We start from the raw sequence: 11,115 nt of genomic DNA, 5'->3' as shown, positions 1-11,115 counted from the left end.
AGAAGAAAATGAACCAACTCAATGGTTACGACTACGAAGACCTCGAACCGGGCATGAGCGCTTCGTTCGCGAAGACCATCACCGAGGCCGACATCGTGCTGTTTGCGGCCGCCTCGGGCGACAACAACGCCATGCACATCAACGAGGAGTTCGCGCGGAGCACCCAGTTCAACGGACGCATAGCGCACGGCATGCTGACGGCCAGTGTGATCTCGGCGGCCATTGCGGGCCGGCTGCCCGGGCCGGGCACCGTCTACCTGGGCCAGAACGTGCGCTTCCGGGCGCCCGTGAAGCCCGGCGACACGGTGCACGCGACCGTGACGGTCAAGGAGCTGCACCCGGAAAAGCGGCGCGTTTCGCTGACCACCGTATGCACGGTCAACGGCAAGGTCGTGATCGATGGCGACGCCATGGTCATGCCGACCTCGGCCCGGGACCATCAGAAGTAGGCCACTCGCAGTCCACTCAACGCCAGAAAGGAGCAGAACATGAGCCAGCAGAATTTCTCGTTCGCCGAGCTGACCAGGATGATTGAGCAGTTCAAGGTGCCGGGTCTCGATATGTCGGCGGTCATGGCGTCGCGGCGCAAGGATGTCGAAGCGATGCTCGAAGCCAACCAGGTCGCGCAGGCAGCCATGCGCGACCTGGTCAACAAGCAGGCCGAACTGCTGATGAAGACCATGCAGGCCTTCCAGGCTGCGGCGGGCGGAGCGGCCGCTGGCCCGGCTTTTGCGGAACCGGGCAAGCAGGCAGAACTGGCGCGGACAGCGTTCCAGAAGGCGCTGGAAGACATGACGGAGCTGGCCGAAATCATGCGCAAGGCGCAGACTGATGCGACCGCGCATATCAGCCAGCGCGCAGCGGAGCGCATGGAAGAGATCAGGAACATGCTGACGCCCAGGTAAAGGGACATCGGCCTGCTTGTGGCCCAGGAGAGATACATGGCGATGCCGTTTCACATTCCCGACGAGTACTTCCACGGGTGCCTCAAGTCCGCGCAATCCCTGCTGGAGTTGCTGGGCGGCTTGCATGCCGATCCCATCGTCGCGCGCGCAGGGAAGGCGCAGGAGCAGGCCCTGCCGCTGGTGCAGATCCAGATGCGCTACTGGGAGGAGCAGATGGCACTGTGGACGGCGTTGCCTGCCTTTGGCGCCGCAGGAGGCGAAGGCAGCACGTCCGCCAGGGGCGGCAAAGGCGGGGACCGGCGATTCCACGCACGGGCCTGGCATGAGAGCCCGTGGCATAGCCTGCTGATGCAGAACTACCTGATCCACGCCCGCCTGCTTGCAGACCTGGTGGAGCGTGTCGGGTGCGACGACAAGGACCGGAACAAGCTGCGCTTCTTTACCCAGCAGTTCATCGACGCGATGAGTCCGGCCAACTTCGCGGGTACCAATCCCGAGGCGATCGGGCTGGCGCTGGAGACCAGCGGCGAGAGCCTGCGGCAGGGGCTTGCCAACTTGCTGGAGGACCTTGGCCGCGGGCGTATTGCCATCACGGACGAAACCGCATTCGAGGTCGGGCGCAATGTGGCGACCTCGGAAGGCGCTGTGATCTTCGAGAACGGCGTGATGCAGCTGATCCAGTATGCGCCGCAGACCGGCGAGGTCGCAGCACGGCCGCTGGTGATCGTGCCGCCCTGCATCAACAAGTTCTACATCCTGGATCTGCAGCCCGAGAACTCCTTCGTGCGCTTTGCCTGCGAGCAGGGCTACACGGTGTTCCTGGTCTCCTGGTGCAATGACGCGCAGGCCATGAAGGACGCCACCTGGGACGACTACGTCGAACAGGGCGTGATGAAGGCGATCGAGGTCGCACGCGCGGTCGCCGGTGCCGACAAGGTCAACACGGTCGGCTGGTGTGTCGGCGGCACGCTGCTGTCGTCCGCGCTGGCCTTGCTGCGCGGCCGCGGCGACCGCAGCGTAGCGAGCATGACGCTGCTGACCACGATGCTGGACTTCGAGGAGCCGGGCGATCTCGGCGCCTATGTCGACGAGCAGATGGTGCAGCAGCGCGAGCAGACCATCGGACGGGGCGGCATCTATCCCGGTCGTGAACTGGGCTTCGTGTTCCAGACGCTGCGCGCCAACGACCTGATCTGGCCATACGTCGTCAACAACTACCTGAAGGGCAAGTCGCCGGCCGCGTTCGACCTGCTCTACTGGAACGCCGACGGTACCAACCTGCCGGGGCCGATGTACGCCTGGTACCTGCGCAACATGTACCTGGAAAACAACCTGCGCACGCCCGGCAGGCTGAGCATGTGCGGCGATCCGGTCGATCTCGGCCGCATCGACATGCCCAGCTATGTACTGGCCACGCAGGAAGACCATATCGTGCCGTGGAAGTCGGCCTACCGCACCATGCAGCTGGTGAGCGGCAAGTCGGAGTTCGTGCTGGGCGCCAGCGGCCACATCGCCGGCGTGATCAATCCTGCTTCACGCAACAAGCGCAGCTACTGGACGGGCGGCAAGCCCGGTGCGGACGCGGATGCGTGGCTTGCCCAGGCCACGCCGACGCCCGGAAGCTGGTGGACCCACTGGAACGACTGGCTGGGGCGGCATGCCGGCAAGCCCGTGCCAGCTCGCACGCAGCTGGGCAATTCGGCATATCCGCCGGTGGAACCGGCACCCGGTCGCTACGTGAAGGTGCGATGCGACTGATCCGACGCTGGCCGACTCGCTGAACCAGAAACTCGCCGATTGCCACGACCGACAAGAAGACGGCATGGCCGCCTTCGCCGAAAGGCGAACGCCCGTAGTCCGGCACGAGCAGGCCATGCCCGTGCCCGGCCGGGGCAGCGCCGCTGCACCCGGCAGTGAATCCAGAAATCCTCATGCTCTATCACTCGTACGAAACCCAGCGCAGCCTGCTTCATCCCCTTTCGGCATGGAGCGAGGCGGTGGCGCAGACCCTGCTCAACCCACTCAACCCGCTCTCGCTGGTTCCCGGCGCGCAGCGGGCGGCGGCAGCATTCCAATTGGCGCACCGCATCGGCAAGGGATACGAGAAGCCGGAGTTCGGCATCCGCTCGGTCCTTGCGGCAGGCCGCGAAGTGCCCGTCATGGAACAGGTCGTACTCAGGAAGCCGTTCTGCGACCTGATCAGCTTCAGGCGCTATGCCGATGATGTGCCGACCATCAAGGCGCTGGCGCAACAACCGGTGGTGCTGGTGTGCGCGCCACTATCGGGCCACCACGCCACCTTGCTGCGCGATACCGCAAGCGCGCTGCTGGCGGACCATCAGGTCTACATGACGGACTGGCTCGATGCACGCGTGGTGCCTGCCACCGAGGGAGAGTTCTCGCTGACGGACTACATCGGCTATATCCAGGCATTCATTCGTCACCTCGGTGCAGACAACCTGCATGTGATCTCCGTCTGCCAGTCGACAGTGCCTGTCCTCGCGGCCATTTCGCTGATGGCCTCCGCCGGCGAAAAGACGCCGAGGACGATGACCATGATGGGCGGCCCGATCGACGCGCGCAGAAGTCCGACCGCGGTCAACTCCCTGGCGATGCGGATGAGCTACCAGTGGTTCGAGAACAACGTGATCTACCCCGTACCCAAGAACTTCCCGGGCCATGGCCGCAAGGTCTATCCGGGCTTTCTGCAACATGGCGGCTTTGTCGCGATGAATCCGGACCGGCATGTCAATTCGCACTATGACTACTACCTGAACCTCGTCGCCGGCGATGCCGAGGACGCGGCCAGCCATGTCCGCTTCTATGACGAATACAACGCGGTGCTGGACATGGATGCCGCCTATTACCTGCAAACCATCCGCGAGGTGTTCCAGGAATTCCGTCTCGCCACGGGGACCTGGGAAATAGATGGCGTGCCGGTACGGCCGCAGGACATCACGACCACCGCGCTCTTCACCATCGAGGGCGAACTGGACGATATCTCGGGCAGTGGGCAGACGGAAGCCGCGCATGCACTTTGTGAAGGGATACCGGCAGCGCGCAAGGTCCACTACGTGGCCGAGCAGTGCGGCCACTACGGGATCTTCTCGGGCCGGAGATGGCGAGAAAGTATCTATCCCCGCGTGAGCCAGTTTATCCGGGCCCATGACGGCGAACGAGCCGCCTGACTTCCCGCAGGTGCGGGTGGAGCGGTGCGATCCGACGACCCCGCATCGATCCTCGCTGTGGAGGCGGTTCCCGGCGATGCTACTGAAGATCGCGCTTCAGCGTGTCGCTTGGAAGCTCGTAAAAGCGTGCCGCGTAGTAGGCCGCAAAGCGGCCCATATGGCCAAAGCCATGGGAGAGCGCGATTTCCGTGACGCGAACGCCCGGGTCAATCAACAGGCGGGATCTGACCGCGTCGAGACGCATATTGCGCAGCAACTCCATGGGGGAAACACCATGGTAGCGATGGCACAGCACATTGAGCTTGCGCACGCTGGCGCCGGCGGCGCGGGCCATGTCCTCAAGGGCAATCGGTGCACAAAGGCGCGATTCGATGTATTCGATCAGGGCGTCCATCTGCCTGGCGCTGATGCTGCGCATGTCGGAACCGGCGTGGCGGTCAGCGCATCCCGGCAGCGCGATGCCCGCGTGCGTGTCGGCACCGCAAGGCTGGTGCCCGAGCACAAACGAAATCAGGTTGCGCTCGAACTGATCCAGCCAGTCGCCATTCAGGATTTGCTGCCCGGAAACGGACAGCAGATTCAGCATGCATTGCATCAGCAGGTCCCACTGATTCTGCAGGGCGCGCGGAATCAGATAACCCGGCGGCACGTGCTCTTTGCCGTCCGGAGCGCCGCCGACCTCGTCGAGCAGGCTGCGCGGAACGCGAACGATCAGCTGCTGCGTGCCGGGAAACCAGCGCATGTGAATCTTCTTCGTTGGCGCGAGCACGGCAGATCGTCCTTCGCGAACACTGAGCCTGTTCCCGTCGCAGTCGATTTCAACGCCGCCGGCCAGGGAGGTATGGATCAGCACGAAATCATCGAACGGACGCGGCCTGACTTCCACCTCGGCGCCGTATTGCAAGGTGTAGACGTGCAGGCGTTTCAACTCGCCCTTGCACATTGCTGCATCGGGAACGCCGGGCTTCCAATGTAGCGTGTGGTCGGTCAGTTCCTGGGCGACATGCTGGTGCACTTCCGCACGTACGTCGGAATGAAAGAGGCTATTCCGATAGAGCGGTGCCATGACGGGCGCTTTTGCAGAGAGGTGCATGGTGTCTTCCCCCGTTGTTGCCGACTGGTGCGGCATTCAATCGCGTAGAGGCGGGGGAGTCACCGATCCTGTTTGCCGCCAACTCATGTCGTTCGGCTTCCCGTTCAACGTCCCCATCTTGTCCTGCTAGTTTTGGATACGTAGCAATTTGCGTCAACTAGGGAAAGACTGAGCCCCGCGACGATGAAGAGGATGAAGAGGAAAACCCATAGTTTGCGCGCGCCCTCGATCACAAATTGCTCCGCGGTGTCGGGCTTACGCCGGTTTCATCGGCACGTATGCGCTATGCACATTGAGCGAATACGAAATATGCATTGGACCTGTTGAGGCGGCACTCCTAGAGTCGTCCGCATTCCGAGTGCGACCAGGCTCGCAGCATAGCCACTGACGGTGGCGGAAAGCGGCGAAGGCGGAGAACCTGCCTTCGTCGCTTTCATTTGGTGCTTCCTTACGGGCGCAAGCAGGCAAGGGATAGGACCCCAAAGCCCATGCCAGGCACAGCCGTTTCGATATCACATATGTGATTGCATCAGGGGGGGCGGCAAATCTACGATCAGCCGCACATCTTCCAGGCCCGGCGGACCACTCCGCGCCGGTTGCGCACTTCCGGTCGGCTCGGGCTTGCGGTTGGATCGAAAAAAGCAGAGCAACGACATGGTACGTACCCGGGACACATTCCGCCTGCCACAGCTATCCGTGCGGGATCGCGAGCGTGACCTCGGCTCGGGCGTGGTGAAGTCGGCGCGCCGCGTGTTTGAACTGTTCGAGCTGTTCGAGCAGATGAACCGGCCGGCGACCGTATCGGAGATCGTGCAAGCCACTGGCTTTCCGCAATCCAGCACGTCCATGCTGCTGCAGACCCTGCACCGCATGGGATACCTGTGCTGGAACCCGGACGACCGCACCTACGTCCCAAGCCTGCGCCTCAACATGCTCGGCGGCTGGGTCCACGACATCGCGCTACCGCGCAGCAATCTGCGGCTGGCCATGCAGGAGCTGAGCCGGCGCACGGGGGTCAGCGTGGTGCTGGGCCAACGCATGGGCCGCTTCGTGCAGTACGCGCACGTAGTGTTCGCGTCCAGCTCGCGTGATGACGACGTACCGATCGGCGTCGTGCGCCCACTGGTGGAAACCGGGCTCGGCTACTCACTGATGGCAGCCTTGCCGGACGAGGAGGTCCGACGCGTGGCAACAGCCTGCCTGTTGCCTCAGATGCAGGCCAGCGTTGTGCGCAGTGTCGAGCAGGTCACGGAGATGGTCGAACAGGTCCGCCGGACTGGCTTTGCCTATTCCACGCGGCTGCAAAACGCCGGCAGGGCGTCGTTCTCGTTCGGCCTGGGCCGGTCTGGCGGACGGGATTCCGACTTTGGCCGCGAGTCCAGCCTGCTGGGGCTGGCGCTGGCGGGCAAGCGCCACGTGCTGGAAGCTCGCCTGCCCGAGATCATCACGGCCGTGAACGACGTCGTGCGCGAATGCCTGCCTGACGTACAGATCGAGATCGACCCGACGACGCCGATCCACACCATCTGACTCTGAACAAGAGTTGGCGCGCCCGGCATCGCGCGCCTCCATCAGCACGTAGCCGTTGGTACCGTCGGCAAGCTGCGATGCATTTCCCGAATCCGTACAGGAAAGACTCCGACGGAGAATCCATCACATCCATGATATTTGCGCGCAGCCTCTAAATGGTTTGCATGGCGGGCCGTTCTCTGTGAGAGCCGGCCTGCGTGCGATCCATCTCCTTCCTTTGCAGTGTCGGCACCTTCCGCTTCATTTCCTGCTGAGCTGACATGAGTAACGCAAAATCCCGCAGACTTTCCATTCGGCAACGATTTCTGTTGCTCGCGCTCATCGTCGGTGCCCTCATGGCCGGCATCGTGGCCGTCGTGCTGGCCCTCAACGAAAGTCGTGAGAGGCTGAACAGCGCGCACCTGAGCCGCTACCTGGCCAACCAACTGGCCGTCGAGCTTCGCCAGAGTTCCGATGACCTGACCCGGCTTGCACGGACGTATGTCGTGACCAGTGACCCGCGCTACGAGGCCCAGTATCTCGCGATCCTGGATATCCGGGACGGAAAGCGGCCGCGCCCGCAGCACTATGAGCGTATCTACTGGGACTTCGTCGCGGCGACGGACAAGCCTCCACGTCCGGATGGCGAAACCGTGGCGCTGACCGATCTGATGAAGCGAACCGGATTCACCAGTGACGAGATGGAAAAACTCGAGGAGGCCAAGCGAAACTCGGACGACTTGGTGCGGACCGAGGTGATCGCGATGAATGCGGTCAAGGGCAAGTTCGAAGACGGCAAGGGCGGCTTCACTGTTTCCGGTCCGCCGGACCTCGAACTGGCGCGCAAGCTCATGCATGACCGCAATTACCATGTCAACAAGGCCCGGATCATGAAGCCGGTTGACGAGTTCTTTGCCATGCTCGATGCGCGTACGGCGCAGGAAGTGGAGGCGGCGCGCCAGCGCTCGGAATGGCTGGGACATGCCATCTACGGGCTGCTGGCGCTGTCGATGGCCATCCTCGCTGTCACGCTGTGGCTGACGTATCGCGCGATCTTGCGCCCTATCGATTCGGCCATTGTCGAATTCGAGCACATTTCGGGCGGGGATCTGCAGCGCCGCATCGACACGAGTGCCAACGACGAGATGGGCGTAATGATGAAGAGCCTGCATGGCATGCAGCAGGCGCTAATCCGCACAGTCGGTGCGGTGCTCGAGCGCACCGACTCAATCGGTACGGCGACCGGTCAGATCGCAGCGGGAAATCTTGACCTTTCGTCCCGTACCGAGCAGCAGGCTGCCTCGCTCGAGGAGACCGCGGCGAGCATGGAGCAGCTGACGGCCGCCGTGCGCAGTAACGCGGAGAGCGCGCGGCAGGCGAGCGCCTCCGCCGCGAACGCGTCGGAGGTTGCGGCCAGGGGCAACGAGGTGGTCGGCAAGGTCGTGCAGACCATGAGTGCGATCGACCAGAGCTCGCACAAGATCGCCGAGATCACGGGGATGATCGAGGGCATCGCCTTTCAGACCAATATCCTGGCGCTCAATGCTGCCGTGGAGGCAGCCCGGGCGGGCGACCAGGGCCGCGGATTTGCCGTGGTGGCCAGCGAAGTTCGCAATCTTGCGCAACGCTCGGCGTCTGCCGCCAAGGAAATCAAGAGCCTGATCGAAGTGGCCGTATGCGATGTCCAGACCGGGGCGGAGCTGGTCGGGGAAGCCGGGCGGACCATGGGCGATATCAGCCAGGCGATCGGTCATGTCACCAGCCTGATGGGAGAAATCGCGTCGGCATCGCAGGAGCAGAGCGGAGGGATCGAGCAGGTGAACCACGCCATCGGCCAGATGGACCAGATCACGCAGCAGAACGCGGCGCTGGTAGAAGAGGCGGCCGCGGCCGCGCAGTCGCTCGAGGAGCAGAGCCACGGCCTGAAGGAGGTGATTGCCGTTTTCCGTGTGGATCGGGCCATGCTGCTGAAGTCGGCCTGACGCCTTGTCACTTCCGTCACCGTAGGGATGCCGCAAGTCTCCGGATGACACCAGCAGGCGCGGTTCCACCATTGCGCGGCAGTACGGCTGCGACGGCTTGTTCTCGGATCAGGCCGACAGGGCCGGACGCGCGTGCCGGCAGTTGTACCGCGCTGCCTTCGGACAGACGGTCTTACTCCTGATGCGCCGCCTCGGCGCATCAACGGCCACCATGAATGCGAAAAGCAATCCTGCAGGATACTCGCGATATCTCTGGCTTACGCTGGGCGCGTTTGTCCTGTTCCTCGTTACCTTTCTCCTTTACCTGCAGGCGGTACGCGATCGCGACCGCGTCAGCGAGTCACGCAGGCGCTCGTTCCTGATTGCAGAGGCGCTGCGTCAGTCTTCGGACGATCTCACCAGAATCGCGCGCGCCTACGTGGTGACGGGCGATTCCGCCTACCGGCAGCAGTTTGATGAGATCCTGGATGCCCGCGACGGGAAGACCGCGTTGGTCGCCGAATACCAGAATATCTACTGGGAGCTCCTGCAGGCGCCTGCGCAGAACTCCTGCCCGGATTGCCGAGGGATTCCTTTGGTCGCGGTCATCCGCGAAGCCGGGTTCACGGAGGATGAGCTCGAAGACCTGGAGAGCGCCAAGAACCAGTCTGACCTGCTGGCCGCGACCGAGTATGCCGCGATGGAACTCGCGAATCCCACCTATGCGCCCGATATTGCCCAGCGAAGCCAGGCCATCGCCATGCTCCATGACGCTGCCTACAACCAGGCCAAGGCGAGCATCAAGACGGCTATCGGGGCCTTCAACCGCAAAGCCGATGTGCGTACGAGAGCGGCCGTGTACAGCGCAGAGTCCTACGCCGACAAGCTGCGCACGGCATTTGTGGTCTTTTGCGCGCTGCTGCTGTCCCTGCTTGCGGCGATGCGCTTCCGGATTGCATCCATCCTGGGCGGGTCGGTGCAGGAACTGCATGCGCGCATCGCGCGACTCGGCAGCGGGGACTTCTCGGCCAGCATTTCCGTGCCGAAGGGACGGGAATTCAGCATTCTTGGCTGGTTGTCCGAGACGCAGGCCAACCTCGCGCGGATCGATGCCAGGCGGAACGACGCAGAGGAGAGAATCCGATACCTGGCGCACTTCGATGTGCTGACAGGGCTGCCGAACCGGCTGCAGTTGCAGGAGCGGGCGGTGCAGGCGTTCGGCCGCGCGCGGCAGGAAGGTAAGCCGATTGCGCTGATGCTCCTGGACCTGGATCTGTTCAAGGACATCAATGACACCCTTGGTCATGGCGTTGGCGATGCGCTGCTAGTGGATCTCGCAAGGCGGCTACGCGCACTGGCAGGGGACGATGACACAATTTCCCGCGTGGGCGGGGACGAGTTCATCTTCCTGCTCTTTGGTGCATCGGAAGCAGGCGCGGCCAGTGCGGCGCAGCGGATTCTGGATGTCATAGCGGCGCCGTGCCAGGTAGAGCACCATGAGCTAAATGTATCCGGGTCGATCGGCATCGCGATGTATCCGTCTCACGGCGAGGACTTTGAAGTGCTCTCGCGCCGCGCGGATGCCGCCATGTACCAGATCAAGCGGGACGGGCGCCACGGCTACACCTTCTATTCGATGCAGCTGGAGGCGCACAAGGTGCGCGGCCTGCAGATCGCGAACGCGCTGAGGCACGCATTGGCGCGTGGCCAGTTCCGCCTGGTCTACCAGCCGCAGGTTTCGGCGTGCGATGGCACGCTGGTAGGCGCGGAAGCGCTGATCCGCTGGACGCACCCGGAACTCGGGGAGGTTCCCCCGGCGGAGTTCATCCCGATTGCCGAGGACAGCGGCCTGATCATCCCGATCGGCGAATGGGTCTTACGGACCGCTGTGAGGCAGGCGCGCGCGTGGATGCGGGACGGGCTGCCGCCACTGGTCATTGCCGTGAACCTTTCCGCGATACAGTTCCGGCATCCTGGGCTACCCAGCCAGGTCACGACGATTCTGGAAGAAGAGGGTCTCCCGGCGGAGTATCTGGAGCTGGAACTGACCGAAAGCGTGGCGATGCGGGAGCCGGATCGAGCGATTGCGATCATGGATGCACTGCACGAGCGCGGTGTACGCTTGTCCATCGATGACTTCGGCACGGGATACTCGTCGCTCAACTACCTCAAGAAGTTCAAGGTGTACAAGCTGAAGATAGACCGCTCGTTCGTGCGGGACATCTACACGGACGTGGATGACAGGGCCATCGTGGAGGCGGTTACCCATATGGCGGGAAGCCTCGGTCTCCTCACGATTGCAGAGGGAGTGGAAACGCTTGAGCAACTGGAAATCCTCAAGGCACAGGGCTGCGACGAGTTGCAGGGCTACCTTGTCAGCAAGCCGCTGAGCGCGGATCAGTTTGAAGCCATGGTCCGGGTGGGCGCGCTTGGGCCTGCGTTTCTCACGTAATGCTTGA

Annotated in this window: 8 protein-coding genes; 7 read left to right on the top strand and 1 reads right to left on the bottom strand. The window is 63.2% G+C overall.

Annotation, left to right across the window (positions count from 1 at the left end; genetic code table 11):
* Window positions 1-8 precede the first annotated feature (8 nt).
* The 4 genes from KHO41_RS04805 (at window position 9) to KHO41_RS04790 (ending at window position 4,093) form a co-directional block, all read left to right on the top strand.
* Entirely contained in the window at window positions 9-449 is a 441-nt protein-coding gene (locus KHO41_RS04805; RefSeq protein ID WP_211952168.1) for a MaoC family dehydratase, read from the top strand.
* Window positions 450-488: 39 nt separating this feature from the next.
* Window positions 489-905, top strand: coding sequence for a phasin family protein (phaP, locus tag KHO41_RS04800; protein ID WP_211952167.1), 417 nt, complete (start codon window positions 489-491; stop codon window positions 903-905).
* Window positions 906-941: 36 nt separating this feature from the next.
* Window positions 942-2,663 carry a class I poly(R)-hydroxyalkanoic acid synthase gene (phaC, locus tag KHO41_RS04795; RefSeq protein WP_211952166.1) on the top strand — a complete coding sequence of 574 codons (1,722 nt, stop codon included), beginning with the start codon at window positions 942-944 and terminating at the stop codon, window positions 2,661-2,663.
* Window positions 2,664-2,836: 173 nt separating this feature from the next.
* Window positions 2,837-4,093 carry a polyhydroxyalkanoate depolymerase gene (locus KHO41_RS04790; RefSeq protein WP_211952165.1) on the top strand — a complete coding sequence of 419 codons (1,257 nt, stop codon included), beginning with the start codon at window positions 2,837-2,839 and terminating at the stop codon, window positions 4,091-4,093.
* Window positions 4,094-4,172: 79 nt separating this feature from the next.
* Here the strand turns inward: KHO41_RS04790 and KHO41_RS04785 are convergent, their stop codons facing one another.
* Window positions 4,173-5,186, bottom strand: coding sequence for an AraC family transcriptional regulator (locus KHO41_RS04785; RefSeq protein ID WP_211952164.1), 1,014 nt, complete (start codon window positions 5,184-5,186; stop codon window positions 4,173-4,175).
* 654 nt (window positions 5,187-5,840) lie between these two features.
* Between KHO41_RS04785 and KHO41_RS04780 the strand changes: the two genes are divergently transcribed.
* The 3 genes from KHO41_RS04780 (at window position 5,841) to KHO41_RS04770 (ending at window position 11,108) form a co-directional block, all read left to right on the top strand.
* Entirely contained in the window at window positions 5,841-6,716 is an 876-nt protein-coding gene (locus KHO41_RS04780; protein ID WP_211952163.1) for an IclR family transcriptional regulator, read from the top strand.
* A gap of 260 nt (window positions 6,717-6,976) precedes the next feature.
* Window positions 6,977-8,677: a methyl-accepting chemotaxis protein gene (locus tag KHO41_RS04775; RefSeq protein WP_211952162.1), complete on the top strand. Its 1,701-nt coding sequence runs from the start codon at window positions 6,977-6,979 to the stop codon at window positions 8,675-8,677.
* 211 nt (window positions 8,678-8,888) lie between these two features.
* Window positions 8,889-11,108, top strand: coding sequence for a putative bifunctional diguanylate cyclase/phosphodiesterase (locus tag KHO41_RS04770; RefSeq protein ID WP_211952161.1), 2,220 nt, complete (start codon window positions 8,889-8,891; stop codon window positions 11,106-11,108).
* Window positions 11,109-11,115 lie beyond the last annotated feature (7 nt).

The sequence above is a fragment of the Cupriavidus numazuensis genome, from assembly GCF_905397435.1.
Classification (GTDB): domain Bacteria; phylum Pseudomonadota; class Gammaproteobacteria; order Burkholderiales; family Burkholderiaceae; genus Cupriavidus; species Cupriavidus numazuensis.
This window is presented reverse-complemented; position numbering and strand designations above follow the sequence as displayed.

Coding starts and splice junctions, on each gene's coding strand:
- KHO41_RS04775 (WP_211952162.1), top strand. CDS start 6,977: ATGAGTAACGCAAAATCCCGCAGACTTTCCATTCGGCAACGATTTCTG.
- KHO41_RS04805 (WP_211952168.1), top strand. CDS start 9: ATGAACCAACTCAATGGTTACGACTACGAAGACCTCGAACCGGGCATG.
- KHO41_RS04780 (WP_211952163.1), top strand. CDS start 5,841: ATGGTACGTACCCGGGACACATTCCGCCTGCCACAGCTATCCGTGCGG.
- KHO41_RS04770 (WP_211952161.1), top strand. CDS start 8,889: ATGAATGCGAAAAGCAATCCTGCAGGATACTCGCGATATCTCTGGCTT.
- phaP (WP_211952167.1), top strand. CDS start 489: ATGAGCCAGCAGAATTTCTCGTTCGCCGAGCTGACCAGGATGATTGAG.
- KHO41_RS04785 (WP_211952164.1), bottom strand. CDS start 5,186: ATGCACCTCTCTGCAAAAGCGCCCGTCATGGCACCGCTCTATCGGAAT.
- phaC (WP_211952166.1), top strand. CDS start 942: ATGGCGATGCCGTTTCACATTCCCGACGAGTACTTCCACGGGTGCCTC.
- KHO41_RS04790 (WP_211952165.1), top strand. CDS start 2,837: ATGCTCTATCACTCGTACGAAACCCAGCGCAGCCTGCTTCATCCCCTT.